This window comes from Asticcacaulis endophyticus, from assembly GCF_014652575.1.
Taxonomy (GTDB): Bacteria; Pseudomonadota; Alphaproteobacteria; order Caulobacterales; family Caulobacteraceae; genus Asticcacaulis; species Asticcacaulis endophyticus.
Map to the genome: position 1 here is coordinate 145,788 of NZ_BMZB01000001.1, position 16,077 is coordinate 161,864.

Below are 16,077 nucleotides of genomic sequence, written 5' to 3' on the forward strand. Positions count from 1 at the left end.
GTGGTGATATAGGCGACAGTTTAATCGCGTCGCTTACGATTCGGGATATAGTTCATGAGCCTCATCACGTCTGCCGCTTCCTTGCCTGGCCTGCTTACCCCTTCGGCGGCCTATAAGCCGTTCCGCTATCCGTGGGCCTTTGATTATTGGCAAAAGCAGCAGCAGGTCCATTGGCTGCCCGAAGAAGTGCCGCTGGGCGAAGACTGTAAGGATTGGGCGTCCAAGCTCAATGACAATGAGCGCAACCTCCTGACCCAGATTTTCCGATTCTTCACCCAATCCGACATTGAGGTGCAGGACAACTACATGGAAAAATACGGTCGCGTGTTCAAGCCGACCGAAATCAAGATGATGCTGGCGGCGTTTGGCAATATGGAAACCGTCCATATAGCCGCCTATGCGCTTTTGCTTGAGACCATCGGCATGCCGGAATCGGAATTTGGCGCGTTCATGCAGTATCAGGCCATGCGCGACAAACACGATTTCATGCAGAAATTCGGTGTCGAAACCAATGCCGATATCGCCCGCACCCTAGCTATGTTCGGCGGCTTTACCGAAGGTCTGCAATTGTTTGCGTCGTTCGCCATGCTGATGAACTTCCCGCGCTTCAACAAGATGAAGGGCATGGGCCAGATCGTATCGTGGTCCGTGCGCGATGAAAGCCTGCACTGCGAAGGCATCATCAAGCTTTATCACGCCTTTAACAAGGAAACCGGCGCAGTCACCAAGGCCGTGGCCGATGACATCGTCGATTGCTGCAAGAATGTGGTGATGATGGAGGACAACTTCATCGACCTGGCGTTTGAGATGGGGCCGGTCGAGGGCATGACCCCGCACGATATCAAGCAATATATCCGCTACATCGCTGACTGGCGCCTGCGTCAGTTGGAACTGCCGGAAGTCTACGGCGTCAAGGAAAACCCGCTGCCGTGGTTGCAGGTGCTGCTGTCGGGCGTTGAACACGCCAACTTCTTTGAGGCCCGCGCGACGGAGTATTCCAAGGCCGCCACCAAGGGTCAATGGACCGGCGGCGAAGGCGTCTGGGGCGCGTTTGATCAACTGATGAAAAAACGCTCCGACGCCACGCTGGGCACGAACTAAATACCTTTCCTCCCCTGCAATGCGGGGGAGGTGGACGCGAAGCGGACGGAAGGGGCATCATGCGCCCACAGATTAAACTCCCCCTCGCCCGTAAACTTCGCCGTGAAATGACGCCACCGGAAGTCATGATCTGGTCACGACTAAAAGGCGCGCCCAACAGCGAACTCCGCTTTCGCAGGCAACATCCTGTTGGGCCTTATGTGCTGGATTTTTATTGCGCCAAAGCCCGATTGGCTATCGAGATTGATGGTCAGATTCACGGATTGGCTGTCGTGGCGCATAAGGATGAGCAACGCGACACATGGTTGCGGTCGCAAGGCATCGACGTGATCCGCATAAACGCTGCGGATGTAATGGCGGATGCGGATGCCGTCGCCGGGATCATTTGGGATAGCGCCAGCGCCAGATTACAGCGCTAATGCCCCCTCCACCACGTTCGCCCTGATGGGCGCGTGGTCCCCCTCCCCCGCTGCGCAAGGGAGGAAAAAACTAACCCTGCGATAATAGCATCAACCCGAACAGAACCGCCGCGCCGATTACATAGCCGACCTTGACGGAGGCAAAGCGCGGTGTAAGCAAAGCGCGCGCCACATGAAGGGCAATCACTAGCCCCAAAAGCTGAAACGACAGGCCGGCATTGAACCCGAACGACGTAAAGGCCACAAACACATAGATCAGGCTCAGCAACCAGAACAGCGTCACCGACACCACCGTCAGCGAATGCCACAATGCCTGACCGAGTTCTTTCATGACCGTCCTCCGTGACTGTGCAGCATATAGACCATCCCGCTAACAGGCACAGCCCCTGTCGCGCGCAGGTTCTCATCGCTTTCTTACGACCGCCGACTTAGCGTGGACGTATATCACGGCCATAATCCAAATCCGCCCCCGACACGTAAGCCTTTATATGAATAAACGTCGCTTTTTATCGCTTATCGGCCTGACGGGATTAGCCACGGCGCTTGCGGGTTGCAACACCTTAAGCGCGTTCAATACCCTGACGCCCAAGGACGCAGACAGCGAACGTCTGTCGCGTGATATTGCCTATGGCGACGGCCCGCGCCGCAGCTATGATGTGTACGGCCCGCGCAAAGGGGCCCGCAACCTGCCGGTTATTGTGTTCTTTTATGGTGGCGGCTGGAACTCAGGCGCCAAGGACGACTACGCCTGGATGGGCCGCTCACTGGCAGCACTAGGTTATATTGTCGTCGTGCCCGATTACCGGCTGGTGCCGCAGGCGCGCTATCCCGACTTTCTGACCGATAGTGCGGCGGCGGTTCGCCATGTCCACACCCATATCCGCGACTATGGCGGCGATCCTGAACAACTGATCCTGATGGGTCATTCGGCGGGGGCCTATAACGCCATGATGCTGACGCTTGATCCACAATATATCCCTGATATCGCCATCAAGGCCATGATCGGGCTGGCCGGGCCTTATGATTTTTATCCCTATGATGTCGACTCGACCATAAACGCCTTTGGGCAATGGCCGCGCCCGCAGGAAACCCAACCCATCAACCATGTGCGAAAGCTCGACACGCACTTTTTGCTGATTCACAGCCGCGCCGACACCATTGCCCGCGTGCGCAATTCCGAAGTCATGGCACAAAAACTGAGCGCGTCTGGCAATGCCGTGACGCTGAAACTCTATGATGACATCAGCCATCAGGACACGGCCGCCGCCTTTTCGGTACCGTTCCGAAATAAGGCTCCGGTACGCAAAGACGTGGCCGATTTTCTGACGACTACGCTTGGATAAAGCGTCACGAATTTGAGCTATCACCACTTTGCCAGATGCGCAAAGCTGTGATAGGTATGGCCATGACACTGCAAAATATAACAACACACGCAACGGCCCATGACGCCGTAACTCACCTTAAAACCCTGTATCAGACGTCGGTGACGCAGCTACAGGCCGACCTACAGGCCTATCTGGCTGATAAGACCAAACCGAATAAGGTTTTGCGTGCCGAAGGCCGCTATTGTTACCCTAAGCTGATCGTGACCTGGAACGGCGTCGATGAAGACGACGACGAAGACACGCCGGTGCTGGGCCACCGCCATCCGTTCGTCAATCGCGCCTTTGCCCGCTTTTCGCGCCCTGGCGTCTATGCCGGTTCGATCACCCGCCCAGACCTTTATGGCGACTTCATCGAAGAACAGATCGAACTGATGCAAAAGGATTACGACATCACGATCGAAGTCGGATTATCGGATCAGGAAATTCCCTACCCCTATGTGCTGGACGGCGCTGATCTTGATCTCAACAGCGTCTCGGCTGTTGATCTGGCGCGGTTTTTCCCGGCGACCGAACTGGCCCTGATTGGCAACGAAGTCGCCGACGGCCACGAAGTCCGCAATGCCGATGGCTCGCATCCTTTGTCACTGTTTGACGGCCTGCGATCAGATTTTTCGCTAGCGCGCCTTAAGCACTATACCGGCACCCCGGCGGAACACACTCAGGGCTATATTCTGATGACCAACTATCATCGCTATGTCGATGTGTTCGTCAAATATGCGCTGGAGCAGCTTCAAGACCCCGATAGTCCGTACACAGCCTTGTCGTGCTGCGGCAATCTGCTGATCACGCGCGACACTGAAAATCCGCTGGAACTGATCGCCAATTCGCCGTGGCGTAAGCACCAGATGCCAGCCTATCATCTGCTGGCACCGAACCGCCAGGGCATTACGCTGGTAAATATTGGGGTCGGGCCGTCGAATGCCAAGACCATTACCGACCATCTGGCCGTGACCCGCCCGCAGGCGTGGCTGATGATCGGCCACTGCGGCGGCTTGCGTCCGTCTCAGAGTATTGGCGACTATGTGCTGGCCCATGCGTACTTGCGTGATGATCATGTACTTGATGATGTGCTGCCGGTCGAAATCCCGATCCCCGCCATTGCCGAAGTTCAGGTCGCCCTGCAACAGGCCTGTGTCGAAGTGACCGGCGAAAACCCCGATCAGCTTAAGCGCCGCCTGCGCACCGGCACGGTCGTCACCACCGATGACCGCAACTGGGAACTGAGATATTCCTTAAGCGCTATTCGCTTTTCGCAATCGCGCGCGGTGGCTATCGACATGGAAAGCGCCACGCTGGCAGCCCAAGGCTATCGGTTCCGGGTGCCTTACGGGACGCTGCTGTGCGTGTCGGATAAGCCTTTGCACGGCGAATTGAAACTGCCGGGTCAAGCTAACCATTTCTATGAGCGGGCGATTTCGGAGCATATCGACATCGGCATCAAGACAATGGATATTCTGCGCGATGCCGGTTCGCGGCTGCATTCACGCAAGCTGCGGGCCTTCGACGAGCCGCCGTTTCGCTAGGCCTCGCAAAAAAAGTTTTGCCGCTTTGCGTCAAATACTGTTTTTGCGGGAAATTAAGACTTTCTAATCGTCTCCACCTACATGGCGAAGAACCTCTGTGTGGGGGTCATGCCAATACCCGCCTATCCGGCGACGCGAGGCAAAGCGTTCAAATAAAGCCAGTGCTACTTCGTAAGACACCGGGCCATCTGCGACTACATGTGCGTCGAAATCGTCTCTGGTCAAAAAGGCCGCATAGGCAATGACGGAATATTTATCCGGCAGTTTCAGGGCTTTGAAAGCGGTTTCAATCTGACCAAGCGTATAGTATTTCGCACGGCCCCAGCCCTTTGCCAGTTCACGCGGTAATTGTCGGGCACACTTTTTGGCCGCCCTATGCCACTTGAAACGCTCAAACCAACCCATCTCACCCCCTAGATCAAATTTGATTTTACGGCTTCCAGTTCAAAGTATTTTCGACAAATTTATTTGGCGAATAACTTTGAACTGATTTTCACAAAAATATGCGCCCGAAATCTGCTATGATTTGGGCGCACACAAGGATCAATGGACCTCCATCCATAGGCTTAAGGCTCCATACGACAATACCAAGAGAGGGCAGTTGCAGACAGGGGCTTTAACCTAGTATTAGTGTGATCCTTCAAATGCTTATAATCGAATCAAGTTGTTGTGAATGTCGGCTTTTGCCACGCCCCTGACCCACCTGCATGTGATCCGGCTGCCGTTCGTGGCGCCGGAGACTTTGTTTGAGGCGTGGTTTGAAACCGACCATAGTGTGGGCCTGATTTCCGATGGTGGCCCTCAGGGGCGGTGGTCGTATCTAAGCTGCTATCCTGACGGCGTGACCACGCTGGAATTTGATGACGACACCGACCCAAAAGTGCTTCTGAAACAGTCGATTGCGCCGTTTAAAACGGCAGCCCACCCCGCCCATATCGGCGGCGATGCCACAACCGACCTGCCACCCTTTACCGGCGGCGTGATCGCGCTGGCGTCATTCGAAATGGGCATGCGGTTCGAACATTTAAAAAAACGTCCGTTCCGTGTCGAAGGGCGTAAGGCCTGGCCCGAACTGCATATCCTGCGCTACCCCGCTGTGCTGGCGTTTGATCACAGGACGCGCACGCTTTTGTCATTGGGCCGCGGTCGCGACGACTATGCCGCCCGCAATGCCGCCGATACGATGCGTAAAGCCTTCAATGCCGCGCTTAAGCATCCGGCGACCGGCCTGATCCGCAACGGTCCGCTGGTTTGTGCGCCGCTTACGCTTGAAACCAGCGATCAGGTTCACGAGGACAAGGTGTCTAACCTGATCCAGCAAATTCACGCCGGCGACCTGTTTCAGGCCAATCTGGCGCGCGGCTGGCAGGGCACGCTGAAAGATGATGTCACCCTGGGCCGGGTATTACGCGACCTCAACCGGGCGGGGCCCGCGCCCTTCGGAGCAGCGCTGCGCCTAAAAGGGCGCGCCATTATTTCCAACAGCCCGGAACGGTTCATAAGTTTAAGCCCCGACGGTCATCTGGAAACCCGCCCCATTAAGGGCACCCGCCCGCGCGGCACTACCCCCGCCACCGATAAGACCTTAAGTGACGCCTTGCTGAAAAGCCCCAAGGATCGCGCCGAAAATCTGATGATTGTTGACCTGATGCGCCATGATCTATCGAAGGTAAGCGAAGTCGGTTCGGTCAGGGTCACCGCGCTTAATGCCCTTGAAACCTACCCCAGCGTTCATCATCTGGTCTCGACCGTGACGGGGCAGCTCTCGCCCGGTCTTGATGCCGCCGATGTCATTTGCGCGACCTTCCCGCCGGGCTCGATTTCCGGCGCGCCCAAGGTGCAGGCCCTTAAGGTCATTCAGGAATTAGAGGCTCCGCGCGGCCCCTACTGCGGGTCGTTGATGGTGATCGATGCCGAGGGCGGCATGGACTCCAGCGTGCTGATCCGCACCATAGCGCTTGAAAAAGACGACCACAGCGTCTGGCATTTGCGGGTGTGTGCGGGGGGCGGGATTGTCGCCGACAGCGTGCCGCATGAGGAGCGGATTGAGACGGAAACCAAACTTAAACTGATCCGGTCAGTGCTTGAAGGCACGAGCTAACCGCGCTTTAAGACGTTTTTCTCACCACCACACTGCCGTTACGGGGGTGGTGATAGAATGTATCCTTAAACTGGCTTTGCGCCGGCAAAAAGCTGTGCAGCGGCGAGTCGTAATCATACTCGACCTCGGTCACGATCAGGCTCTGCCCCACCGGAAGCTGAGCCGTGGTGATCGCCGACACGACCGGCGAGTCGTTGGTGTTCTTCTGCGTCCAGATATGCGGATCGCTCCAGATGACCTTGGCCTTATTGTCGGTCTTGTCCATAGTCACGCAGGTCACGCGCACCTTTAGCGCAGCACCGCCATCAAACGGGGCGATGATGCTGTCGCCGATTTCAAACAGATCGGTCATATTGGCATTGGTCAGGCTTTCCGACTGGGCCGCCAGATCACCGATCGAAGCCGCCAGGTGCGACGCCTTACGAGACGCCATCATGGCCAGCGTCAATTCCGCCAGCCCCAGATAAAGCGTAATCAGAATGGGCGCGATCAGCGCAAACTCCACCGCCGACACGCCCCGGCGGTCTTTGGCGAACCGGCGCAGCGTATTAAACGGATTGAGTGCACGCAAAATACCCATCAGAACGGCTCGTTTCTAAAGATGACCTGGGTGGTCAGAACCGCATCCCCATTGGAAAGAGTCGCCATGCCCGAACTGAGGATCGGCGTGATCAGGCTGTAGGAATAATAGGCGCTGACCAGTTGGATACTGCTCGATCCGCCCAGATCGTAGCTGAAATTGGCCTCTTCGAACTCTCCCTCCACGATCGGCGGCGTCAGGTCGACCCCGGTGAAGTTATCAAAGGTTTCGACATCAATCTGCAGGTCATTCATGCAGGTGGCGGCGACCCAGCCCATATTGTCGCAGATTTGCTGACGAAAGCTGGTGGCGTCGGAATTTTCACCGGTCAAGATACCCATACGGATTTCGCGCGCCGCCGCCTGGGTGGCATTATCCAGCAAGACGCTGACGATAATAAACAGCGCCAGTTCCAGACAGCCGAAAATCAGCAGGATCAGCGGCCCGGCGATCAAAGCAAATTCGACCGCGGCACTGCCTTTGCGGTCGCGCAGTCCCGCGCTCGCCCGTCGCCGCGCCGCTGTCAGCCATGTTCTGTAACGCCGCACCGCATTGAACATGATTTAGGGAACCGAGGCCACTTCGGTAGAGGTCACAACGCCCGACGCATCTTCCTGCGTCTGGCAGGTGGCGGCACAGACGACCGATGACGATTTCAGACCTTTATAGACGGTGACGACGCCCTTGGCGTTCGAGGCCTGAGCCACAACGACATCGCCGTCAAAGATCACCCGGCCATACTTATCGGTAATAGTGACCCCGGACCGGCCAAAGCTGCGGCCGACAATAAAGATAGTGCGCGTATCGACCACCGTGACATCGGCGATATCGGGATTACCGACAATGACGTTGCCCGCGGGCGCCGATAAGGCGATGCGGGTGGCATGGTTCTTTTCGATCTGAAGCTTTTGCGCCGCCTGCACCGGAGCCGCCGCCATAAGCGCGCAGACACCAAACACAGATAGGGCCGCTTTAAGTTTACGGGTCATATAAGAATCCATTCTGGTCTCAAAAAGGCCCCCCTTAAGGCGGGCGCGTGACATCACTATAGTCCGAACCCCTAAGCGTCCGGTTTAGAAAAAGGGTAAACAAAAAATATTTAAAAATACTAAATGCAATATTAACGCGGAAAATATGATTTAATTCATGCGTAAACATGTTTAATCAAAATTAAACTTAATACATATTCATAGTAAATGCCTGTTAACTATAGAAAATTTTGCAAAAATCTTATTTATTTACTCGTAATTAATCACGCTGCGTTAAATTCAATCTCGTGTTCGGGAGACATTGACCCATTTACAGGGGCCCGAAACAAGTAAATGGATCAACAACCCCAAATCTAACCTTTAAGGAACTTCCTCATGATCAAGTTTGTAAAGTCTTTCGCCAAGAACGAATCCGGCGCAACTGCCATTGAATATGGTCTGATCGCCGCCCTGATCGCCGTCGCTCTGATCACCGTGTTGGGCACGCTGGGCACCAAGCTGACCAGCACCTTCCAGTCGGTTGAAGACGGCCTGCCGACCGCTGCCGCTCCGGCTGGTGGCGAAGGTTAATCTTAACCTTCTCGGACACTAAGTCTGAAATTAATGGAGGCCGCAGATACGCAGTTGTCTGCGGCCTTTACTTTATCGGCGTATGCGGCGCGCGACCTTGCTTTCAACGAGAATCCCTCATGATCAAGACATTCATCCGCGATGAACGCGGCGCCACGGCCATAGAATACGGGTTGATCTGCGCCCTGATATTCCTCGGCATCGTTACCGCCATAGGCAGTTACTCCGAGAAAACGGATGGCATGTATAATTATATTGGCGACACAATCGATGAAGCCATCGGCGGCGAAACCGACGCGTCCTAAGCTTAAGCAATTGTTCAATACCCTGTCTTAGATTTGGGGCCTTAGAATTGCTCTTAGATTTGAGCTGACATAAATTGCCCCAGGTAGATATATCCATGAACATCGCCGGTATCGTCTTTATGCTTGTGTTTCCGGCCTGCCTGATCTGGGCGGCGATCAGCGATCTGCGCACCATGACCATTTCCAACCGCCTGTGCCTTATTCTGGCTGGCGGTTTTTATCCGGCCGCCCTGTTGCTGGGCCTGAACCCCATACTGATCGGTCTTCATAGCTTGTTGGCCTTTGCCGTGCTTTTGGCCGGTATGGCCATGTTCGCCGCCGGATGGATGGGCGGCGGCGATGCCAAGCTGATGACGGCGGCCAGTCTATGGCTCGGCCTGAGTGCCGCCCTGCCGTTCGTGTTTTATGTCGCCCTGATGGGCGGGGCCCTGACCGTGATCTTCCTGATCCTGCGCAAGCTGTTTAAGCGCCATACCGACACCATGTCCGGCTGGCAGCAGCGCCTGATGACCGATAAGGGCGGCATCCCTTATGGGGTTGCCATTTTCGCGGGCGCCCTGCTCGCTGCCCCCAGCGGTGCGCTGTTTAAGCTGGCGGGATTATAATCTTTTCTCCTCCCCATATCATGGGGAGGTGGCAGCCTGTTAAGGCTGACAGAGGGGTACATGGCCGTCCGTACCCCTCCGTCTCGTAAACTCGACACCTCCCCACACGTGGGGAGGAGAGGCTCTCCTGCAACAGGGGAGGTTCTAATGCCTAAAAACACCATCAAATTAAGAAATTAACGTATCGCCGTCTTTCTTTAGGCAGACGTTAACCACCCTTAAGACATGGTCAACCTGGATTGATTCACATGTGCGCCATAGCTCGGCCCACAGCCCAAGGGGAACTAAGGGCAAACTAGGGATAGACTTCATGAAGGCATCACGCATCGTCGTGTTCGGAGTGGCTGCGATCGCAGCCCTGCTGCTAGCCTTTGTCGTGCGCGGACTGGTCGCCGGTAAGGGCTCGAAAGCCGCTTCCGCTCAGGTCGCCGTCGCCGCTGTGCAGGTACCAACCGTCAAGGTTCTGGTTGCCGCCCGCGATCTCAAGCCCGGTGAACGTCTGGCCGAAGCCGACCTGACCTGGATGGAATGGCCCGAAGCCTCACTTGTCCCCGCCTATGTCACCGACGGCGAAGTCACCACCCCTCTGCCGCCCGAAGAAGAAACCAAGGTCGAGGCCAAGGTCAAAACCGCGGCTAAAAAAGCCGGTGATGCCGCTGAAAAGGCCCTAGCCCCCACGGCGGGTATGGAAGCCTATCTGAACGGCGTGGTCCGCGAAGAGATCACCAAGAACGAGCCGATCACCGACCGCAAAATCGTGCGCGCCGATGAAGGGGGCTTCATGGCCGTCATGCTGGAGCCCGGCAAGCGCGCCATGGCCGTGCCAATTTCGGCTGAGAATGCCGCCGCAGGCTTCGTCCTGCCCGGCGACCGGGTCGACATCATGGTCAGCCGTGAAATCCCGCGCGCCAATGGCAACGGCAACATGCAGGTGGTTGAGCCGGTCTTACGCAACATCAAGGTTCTGGCCATCGACCAGAACCTTCAGGCCGCCGCCGATCAGCAAACCGTTATTGGCGCGACCGCCACACTGGAGCTTAGCCCCGAAGATGGTCAGGCTCTGGCACTGGCCCGCTCGCAGGGGTCTTTGTCGCTGATGCTACGCTCATACGCTGATGCCGGTGGCGCCAGTGGCCGCGTCACCCCCGAAGATACCAGTCAAATGACGTCCAATACAGTGCGTGTCTTCCGCAACGGACAGGCCTCGGAGGTCACAGTTTCGCGATGATCAGACTGAAACCTTTCATACTTCCTGCCCTTATGGCCGCCGCAGCCCTCGCCTGCGCCGGCCATCAAGCGTCTGCGCAATCCGCTCAGGGTATGGGCGTCACCACCCAAAGTGGCAATGTCAAAACTCAGGTGCTCAACCTGCCCAAGGGCCGCTCCGCCATTGTCGATCTGCCGGTCGAAGCGCGCGACGTGTTCGTTTCCAACCCCGCCGTGGCTGATGCCGTGCTGAAAACGCCTAAGCGCATTTTCGTGCTGGGTGTGGCTCCGGGTCAGTCTGACGCCATCTTTTTCGACGGTCTGGGCCGTCAGATCCTCAACCTCAATATCCGTGTCGATGCGCCGACCGATCAGTTGAGCGACACCATTTCACGCCTGTTCCCCGGCGCTCAGGTCGAAGCCCAGAGCCTGAACGGCAAGATCCTGCTGTCGGGTCTGGTGTCCAACAATGGCGAGGCCGAGCAGATCCAGCGTCTGGCCGCCTCCTTCGTGACCAAACCCGAAGACGTGATCAACATGCTGTCCATCCGCGGGCAGGATCAGGTGATGCTTAAGGTCCGTGTGGCCGAGGTACAGCGCTCGACCATCAAGCAGTTAGGCTTTGACACCAACGCCATTATCGGACGGCTGGGCGGCGATACATTTACCTTCGCCAACAGCCCCGGCTACAGCATCAACGGCACCCTATCGGGCGGCGCATCGGGCAACTATGTCCAGAGCGACCCGACCAGCAGTGGCTTGCGCAACGTCGACGCCACCATCGAAGCCTTTGAGCGCGTCGGCCTGCTGCGTACCCTGGCTGAGCCCAACCTGACCGCCGTATCGGGCGAAGCCGCCAAGTTTCTGGCCGGTGGTGAATTCCCTGTGCCTACGGGTCAGGACAATCAGGGCCGCGTGTCGGTTGAGTTCAAACCCTTCGGTGTGGGCTTAGGCTTTACGCCGGTCGTGCTGTCCAGCGGCCGCATTTCGCTTAAACTCTCGACCGAAGTATCGGAACTGTCCGCCAACGGATCGATCTCGATTACCGATACCTTAAGCGTGCCGGCCATATCGGTGCGCCGGGTTGAAACCAGCGTGGAAATGGCCTCCGGCTCGTCGCTGATGATCGCCGGCCTGTTGCAATCAGAGTATCGTCAGGCGGTCGATGCCCTGCCCGGCATGACCACCCTGCCGGTTATCGGCACCCTGTTCCGGTCGCGCGACTTCCTGAACCGTGAAACGGAACTGGTGGTCATCGTAACCCCCTATCTGGTGTCGCCGACCCGCCCTGATGCTCTGCAAACCCCGGCGGATAATCTGCAAATCGCCCACGACCTGTCGAGCACCTTCATCGGCAATATGAACAAGGTCATCAAGGATCGCGGTGGCTATCCGCAATCGTCATCCCCCTCCGGCGCCCCTTATCAGGCGCCGGTCGGTTATGTGATTGAATAGGAGATCAGGATGAAAACCCTATCTGTCCCAGCGATTATCCTTGGTGCATTTACGCTGACGGCCTGCGCCAGCGATGGCCAGCCGAACGCCGTGGCACCGCTTTTGCCAACCTCCCAATACAGCTTAGAGGCGCAAGCCCGCGAAGACGCGCCGGTACATTTGCGCTTTTCTGCGGATCGCCTGTCGACCAATCAGATGACTGCGCTCGATAAACTCAGTGCACGGTCGGACAGCACCGACATCATCATCACCACCGGCCCGCGCCCCACTTCGGAAAGCTATGGCCGTCTGGTGTCTGACTATCTTGTGTCCCAAGGGGTCGACCCGCGCTCGGTTAGCTATCGCACCGTAGTGGAACACCCTGCCGATATCGTCTCGCTTACACTGGTCAGCTACCGCGCCCGCAATCTTGACTGCAACCGTTCGTGGGAGAACCTGTCGCGCACCGCCAGTAACACCCCGCACAGCAATTTCGGCTGCGCGGTTACGGCCAACATGGCCGCCCAGATTGCCGATCCGCGTGACATTGCCGCCCCGACCGCCACGACACCTGCCGATGCCGGCCGTAAGACCACGGTCATCGATAAGTACCGTAAGGGCGAAGTCACTTCCTCTGCCGATAATGCCGCCGCGACCTCCGCCATTTCCGACGCGGTCAAGTAAGGTAAGTCAAACATGTCTGCGAAACTTAACCCCGATAGCCGCATAAAAGACCCCTTCAGTGACGATGCCTTTGACGGTGTCGGTGGCGTGCCCGATCCATTTGACAGTTTCGACGAAACCCCTGGCGGACACGGTGGAACCGCGACGCATTATGATTTCGACGAATCCTATGACGGCGATCTTGACCTGATTACACCTGACCGGCCGGTTGAACTGGCACCACAGGCCTTATCCCGTGTTGAAGCCACCGCCCGCGACGGCATCATTGATCCGTTCGCAGACGAATCCCTGATGCCGCTCAAATCTCAGGCCCCTTCGCCCGCCTACAGCGCCCCATCGCTAAATCCGTTCATGGATGATGAGGATTACGACACGGTATCGATCCCGCGCATCGGCATTCACTTCTTCCTCGAATCCGACGACAGCGCTCAGGTCTGCGAGACCGTGGCCGCCGATCGCCGCATGACCCGCGCTCAGTGCATGGTGCGCCAAGGTGGGGTTGCCGAAGCCATCCACGCCTATGGCGATCAGCCTACCCCGTCGCTGATCATCGTCGAAAGCCATTCGCGCGGCCGCGATTTGATGAACGAACTGACCGATCTGGCTCAGGTTTGCGACGCCGGCACCAAGGTCGTCGTCATCGGAGCCCACAACGACATCCAGCTTTACCGCGAACTGATGCGTCAGGGTGTCAGCGAATATATGGTGGCACCTGTTCAGCCGCTGCAAGTCATTAAGTCGATCGCCTCCCTGTTCACCGACCCCGACACCCCGTTTATCGGGCGCGCGATTGCCTTTGTTGGCGCGCGCGGCGGGGCCGGTTCGTCGTCGCTGGCCCACAATTTTGCCTACAACCTGTCGGAAAGCCTGCAGGCCAATACGGTCATTGTCGATTACGACCTGCCGTTTGGTACCGCCGGTCTCGATTTCAATCAGGACCCGTTGCAGGGTATGGCCGATGCGCTCAATGAGCCTGACCGCCTTGATCCGGTGCTGCTTGACCGGATGCTGACCAAGTGCGGGGAGCGCCTGTCGCTGTTTTCGGCCCCCGCCTCGCTCGATCAGGACTATACCGCCGGTGAAGACGCCTATGAGGACGTGACCCGTAAAATCCGCTCCTCCGCGCCCTATATCGTCATGGACCTGCCCCATGTCTGGACGCCGTGGCTTAAGAAAAACCTGATCACCGCCGATGATGTGGTCATTGTCGCAACGCCGGATCTGGCGTCACTGCGCAATGCCAAAAACATTGTTGACCTGTTGAAAACCTACCGCCCCAATGACGCAGCCCCTAAGCTGGTGCTTAATCAGACCGACATGCCGGGCCGTCCTGAAATTCCGGTCAAGGACTTTACCGCCGCTATTGGCTTGACGCCTTCCGCCGTGATTCCCTTTGATGCCAAGCTGTTCGGTCAGGCGTCTAACAACGGTCAGATGATTGCCGAATGTGCCCCGACCTCAAAGGTACACGAGGCCATGACCCAGTTGACGGCGACCCTTACCGGCCGTCAGGTCGAGGTGAAAGCTCCCAAGTCCCTTTTCGCCAAGCTGTTCAAGAAGTGAGGCCATAGGTGTTCGGAAAGCGACCCGGCGATCAGGTAAAGACCAGCTTCGGCAGCAAGCCCGCGACCTCGGCGGCGGCAGGCGCCCCCGTGGCTGTGGCCGAGCCCAAGCCTGCGCCGGAACCTGCGGCCACACGCACCCAAGCTTTGGGCGGAAAACCCTCTGCGGAAAAAGCCACAGCGCCCGAAAAGCCTGTTCGCAAGCCGGACGCGGCACCTGAAAAACGTGAAACCGTCCCCGCGACCGCTAAACTCGCGCAAGGCCTTGATCAACTGCATAAGGCGCAGGCGGTCACTGAGATTGTGCGTGAGCAGTCCGATTACTATCACGCCACCAAAACGGCTATTTTCAACGCTCTGCTGAACACCATCGACCTGAGCCAACTGGCCCAGTTGGATCATAAGGCCGCCGCCGAAGAAATTCGTGATATCGTCGCTGAGCTTGTGGCGATCAAAAACGTCTCCATGTCGGTGTCTGAGCAGGACAACCTGATCCAGGACATTATCAACGATGTTCTGGGTTATGGCCCGCTGGAGCCGCTGCTCGCGCGCGATGACATCGCCGATATTATGGTCAACGGCGCCCAGCGCGTGTTCATCGAAGTCGGCGGCAAGGTCCAACTGACCAATGTCCGCTTCCGCGACAACCAGCAACTGATGAACATCTGCCAGCGGATCGTCTCTCAGGTCGGTCGCCGCGTCGATGAATCCTCGCCCATCTGTGACGCCCGTTTGCCGGACGGGTCGCGGGTCAACGTCATCGCCCCGCCGCTGGCCCTCGATGGCCCGACGCTTACCATTCGTAAGTTCAAAAAAGACAAGCTGACCATGCGCAATCTGGTGGAGTTCAAATCCATCAGTCCCGAAGGCGCGCGGGTTTTAGGCGTCATCGGCGCGTCGCGCTGTAATATCCTCATTTCCGGCGGTACGGGTTCGGGCAAGACAACTTTGCTCAATACCCTGACGGCGTTCATTGACCCGACCGAGCGGGTCGTGACCTGCGAAGACGCCGCCGAATTGCAACTCCAGCAGCCGCACGTCGTGCGCCTTGAAACCCGGCCACCCAATCTCGAAGGCCAGGGCATGATTACCATGCGCGATCTGGTCAAGAACTGCCTGCGGATGCGGCCAGAACGCATCATCGTCGGCGAAGTCCGCGGCCCCGAAGCGTTCGATTTGCTTCAGGCCATGAACACTGGCCACGATGGGTCTATGGGGACGCTGCACGCCAACTCACCGCGCGAAGCCATCTCGCGTCTGGAATCTATGATCACCATGGGCGGCTACGGCCTGCCTTCGCGCACCATTCGCGAAATGATCGTCGGCTCAATTGATATCATTGTGCAGGCCGCCCGCCTGCGTGACGGTTCGCGCCGCATCACCCACGTTACCGAAGTCTTAGGCCTTGAAGGCGATGTCATCATCACTCAGGATCTGTTTGTCTATGAAATCGAAGGCGAGGACAAGGACGGCAAGATCATAGGCCGCCACCGCTCCACCGGCATTGGCCGTCCGCGCTTCTGGGACCGCGCCCGCTATTATGGCCTTGAGCGCGAACTGGCGGAGGCACTTGATGCTGCCGAGTAAAGCCCTCAAACAGCGAAGCGATAGGG

At 57.3% G+C, this 16,077-nt stretch carries 18 protein-coding genes; 13 read left to right on the forward strand and 5 right to left on the reverse strand.

From position 1 onward, the window contains the following. The first annotated feature begins 54 nt into the window (after window positions 1-54). Both IE102_RS00700 and IE102_RS00705 read left to right on the forward strand, forming a co-directional pair. A complete protein-coding gene (locus IE102_RS00700; RefSeq protein ID WP_189484462.1) occupies window positions 55-1,101 on the forward strand; it encodes a ribonucleotide-diphosphate reductase subunit beta in 1,047 nt (348 codons plus the stop codon). A 59-nt stretch (window positions 1,102-1,160) separates the two neighbouring features. Continuing rightward, complete coding sequence (locus IE102_RS00705; RefSeq protein ID WP_189484463.1) at window positions 1,161-1,520, forward strand: endonuclease domain-containing protein; 360 nt, start codon at window positions 1,161-1,163, stop codon at window positions 1,518-1,520. A gap of 70 nt (window positions 1,521-1,590) precedes the next feature. On the opposite strand, the gene IE102_RS00710 is transcribed toward IE102_RS00705, so the two are convergent. Next, window positions 1,591-1,851, reverse strand: coding sequence for a hypothetical protein (locus IE102_RS00710; protein WP_189484464.1), 261 nt, complete (start codon window positions 1,849-1,851; stop codon window positions 1,591-1,593). Window positions 1,852-2,008: 157 nt separating this feature from the next. Between IE102_RS00710 and IE102_RS00715 the strand changes: the two genes are divergently transcribed. Both IE102_RS00715 and IE102_RS00720 read left to right on the forward strand, forming a co-directional pair. After that, window positions 2,009-2,863: an alpha/beta hydrolase gene (locus IE102_RS00715; protein WP_189484465.1), complete on the forward strand. Its 855-nt coding sequence runs from the start codon at window positions 2,009-2,011 to the stop codon at window positions 2,861-2,863. 77 nt (window positions 2,864-2,940) lie between these two features. Beyond that, window positions 2,941-4,428 (forward strand): AMP nucleosidase, encoded by a 1,488-nt coding sequence (locus IE102_RS00720; protein ID WP_373295586.1) that lies wholly within the window; start codon window positions 2,941-2,943, stop codon window positions 4,426-4,428. A 63-nt stretch (window positions 4,429-4,491) separates the two neighbouring features. Here the strand turns inward: IE102_RS00720 and IE102_RS00725 are convergent, their stop codons facing one another. Beyond that, window positions 4,492-4,833 carry a DUF6559 family protein gene (locus IE102_RS00725; RefSeq protein WP_189484467.1) on the reverse strand — a complete coding sequence of 114 codons (342 nt, stop codon included), beginning with the start codon at window positions 4,831-4,833 and terminating at the stop codon, window positions 4,492-4,494. 268 nt (window positions 4,834-5,101) lie between these two features. On the opposite strand from IE102_RS00725, the gene IE102_RS00730 reads away from it, so the two are divergent. After that, window positions 5,102-6,529 carry an anthranilate synthase component I family protein gene (locus tag IE102_RS00730; RefSeq protein ID WP_189484468.1) on the forward strand — a complete coding sequence of 476 codons (1,428 nt, stop codon included), beginning with the start codon at window positions 5,102-5,104 and terminating at the stop codon, window positions 6,527-6,529. 7 nt (window positions 6,530-6,536) lie between these two features. Here IE102_RS00730 and IE102_RS00735 read toward each other — a convergent pair whose 3' ends face one another. The 3 genes from IE102_RS00735 to IE102_RS00745 are packed head-to-tail and all read right to left on the reverse strand — an operon-like array spanning window position 6,537 to window position 8,098. Beyond that, complete coding sequence (locus IE102_RS00735; RefSeq protein WP_229807503.1) at window positions 6,537-7,109, reverse strand: TadE/TadG family type IV pilus assembly protein; 573 nt, start codon at window positions 7,107-7,109, stop codon at window positions 6,537-6,539. Then, entirely contained in the window at window positions 7,109-7,669 is a 561-nt protein-coding gene (locus IE102_RS00740; protein WP_189484469.1) for a TadE/TadG family type IV pilus assembly protein, read from the reverse strand. Before IE102_RS00740 ends, IE102_RS00735 begins: the two co-directional genes overlap by 1 nt. Window positions 7,670-7,672: 3 nt before the next feature. Continuing rightward, window positions 7,673-8,098 carry a pilus assembly protein N-terminal domain-containing protein gene (locus IE102_RS00745; protein WP_189484470.1) on the reverse strand — a complete coding sequence of 142 codons (426 nt, stop codon included), beginning with the start codon at window positions 8,096-8,098 and terminating at the stop codon, window positions 7,673-7,675. 375 nt (window positions 8,099-8,473) lie between these two features. On the opposite strand from IE102_RS00745, the gene IE102_RS00750 reads away from it, so the two are divergent. The 8 genes from IE102_RS00750 (at window position 8,474) to IE102_RS00785 (ending at window position 16,051) form a co-directional block, all read left to right on the forward strand. Next, complete coding sequence (locus IE102_RS00750; protein ID WP_189484471.1) at window positions 8,474-8,668, forward strand: Flp family type IVb pilin; 195 nt, start codon at window positions 8,474-8,476, stop codon at window positions 8,666-8,668. Window positions 8,669-8,787: 119 nt separating this feature from the next. Then, window positions 8,788-8,973 carry a Flp family type IVb pilin gene (locus IE102_RS00755; RefSeq protein ID WP_189484472.1) on the forward strand — a complete coding sequence of 62 codons (186 nt, stop codon included), beginning with the start codon at window positions 8,788-8,790 and terminating at the stop codon, window positions 8,971-8,973. Window positions 8,974-9,068: 95 nt separating this feature from the next. After that, window positions 9,069-9,578 (forward strand): A24 family peptidase, encoded by a 510-nt coding sequence (locus tag IE102_RS00760; protein WP_189484473.1) that lies wholly within the window; start codon window positions 9,069-9,071, stop codon window positions 9,576-9,578. Between the two features lie 310 nt (window positions 9,579-9,888). Further along, window positions 9,889-10,806 carry a Flp pilus assembly protein CpaB gene (gene cpaB, locus IE102_RS00765; RefSeq protein ID WP_189484474.1) on the forward strand — a complete coding sequence of 306 codons (918 nt, stop codon included), beginning with the start codon at window positions 9,889-9,891 and terminating at the stop codon, window positions 10,804-10,806. Next, the gene (locus IE102_RS00770; RefSeq protein ID WP_189484475.1) at window positions 10,803-12,239 is read left to right on the forward strand and encodes a type II and III secretion system protein family protein; all 1,437 of its coding nucleotides are present in this window, start codon (window positions 10,803-10,805) and stop codon (window positions 12,237-12,239) included. The genes cpaB and IE102_RS00770 overlap by 4 nt, the downstream gene beginning before the upstream one ends. A 9-nt stretch (window positions 12,240-12,248) precedes the next feature. Further along, complete coding sequence (locus IE102_RS00775; protein ID WP_189484476.1) at window positions 12,249-12,902, forward strand: CpaD family pilus assembly lipoprotein; 654 nt, start codon at window positions 12,249-12,251, stop codon at window positions 12,900-12,902. Window positions 12,903-12,914: 12 nt separating this feature from the next. Then, window positions 12,915-14,465 carry a CpaE/TadZ family protein gene (locus IE102_RS00780; RefSeq protein WP_189484477.1) on the forward strand — a complete coding sequence of 517 codons (1,551 nt, stop codon included), beginning with the start codon at window positions 12,915-12,917 and terminating at the stop codon, window positions 14,463-14,465. Window positions 14,466-14,473: 8 nt separating this feature from the next. Then, the gene (locus IE102_RS00785; protein WP_189484478.1) at window positions 14,474-16,051 is read left to right on the forward strand and encodes a TadA family conjugal transfer-associated ATPase; all 1,578 of its coding nucleotides are present in this window, start codon (window positions 14,474-14,476) and stop codon (window positions 16,049-16,051) included. The last annotated feature ends 26 nt before the right edge of the window (window positions 16,052-16,077 follow it).

Excerpts from the sequence above, each read along its gene's own strand:
- IE102_RS00700 (WP_189484462.1), top strand. The coding sequence starts at position 55 with ATGAGCCTCATCACGTCTGCCGCTTCCTTGCCTGGCCTGCTTACCCCT.
- IE102_RS00705 (WP_189484463.1), top strand. The coding sequence starts at position 1,161 with ATGCGCCCACAGATTAAACTCCCCCTCGCCCGTAAACTTCGCCGTGAA.
- IE102_RS00710 (WP_189484464.1), bottom strand. The coding sequence starts at position 1,851 with ATGAAAGAACTCGGTCAGGCATTGTGGCATTCGCTGACGGTGGTGTCG.
- IE102_RS00715 (WP_189484465.1), top strand. The coding sequence starts at position 2,009 with ATGAATAAACGTCGCTTTTTATCGCTTATCGGCCTGACGGGATTAGCC.
- IE102_RS00725 (WP_189484467.1), bottom strand. The coding sequence starts at position 4,833 with ATGGGTTGGTTTGAGCGTTTCAAGTGGCATAGGGCGGCCAAAAAGTGT.
- IE102_RS00730 (WP_189484468.1), top strand. The coding sequence starts at position 5,102 with ATGTCGGCTTTTGCCACGCCCCTGACCCACCTGCATGTGATCCGGCTG.
- IE102_RS00735 (WP_229807503.1), bottom strand. The coding sequence starts at position 7,109 with ATGGGTATTTTGCGTGCACTCAATCCGTTTAATACGCTGCGCCGGTTC.
- IE102_RS00740 (WP_189484469.1), bottom strand. The coding sequence starts at position 7,669 with ATGTTCAATGCGGTGCGGCGTTACAGAACATGGCTGACAGCGGCGCGG.
- IE102_RS00745 (WP_189484470.1), bottom strand. The coding sequence starts at position 8,098 with ATGACCCGTAAACTTAAAGCGGCCCTATCTGTGTTTGGTGTCTGCGCG.
- IE102_RS00750 (WP_189484471.1), top strand. The coding sequence starts at position 8,474 with ATGATCAAGTTTGTAAAGTCTTTCGCCAAGAACGAATCCGGCGCAACT.
- IE102_RS00755 (WP_189484472.1), top strand. The coding sequence starts at position 8,788 with ATGATCAAGACATTCATCCGCGATGAACGCGGCGCCACGGCCATAGAA.
- IE102_RS00760 (WP_189484473.1), top strand. The coding sequence starts at position 9,069 with ATGAACATCGCCGGTATCGTCTTTATGCTTGTGTTTCCGGCCTGCCTG.
- cpaB (WP_189484474.1), top strand. The coding sequence starts at position 9,889 with ATGAAGGCATCACGCATCGTCGTGTTCGGAGTGGCTGCGATCGCAGCC.
- IE102_RS00770 (WP_189484475.1), top strand. The coding sequence starts at position 10,803 with ATGATCAGACTGAAACCTTTCATACTTCCTGCCCTTATGGCCGCCGCA.
- IE102_RS00775 (WP_189484476.1), top strand. The coding sequence starts at position 12,249 with ATGAAAACCCTATCTGTCCCAGCGATTATCCTTGGTGCATTTACGCTG.
- IE102_RS00780 (WP_189484477.1), top strand. The coding sequence starts at position 12,915 with ATGTCTGCGAAACTTAACCCCGATAGCCGCATAAAAGACCCCTTCAGT.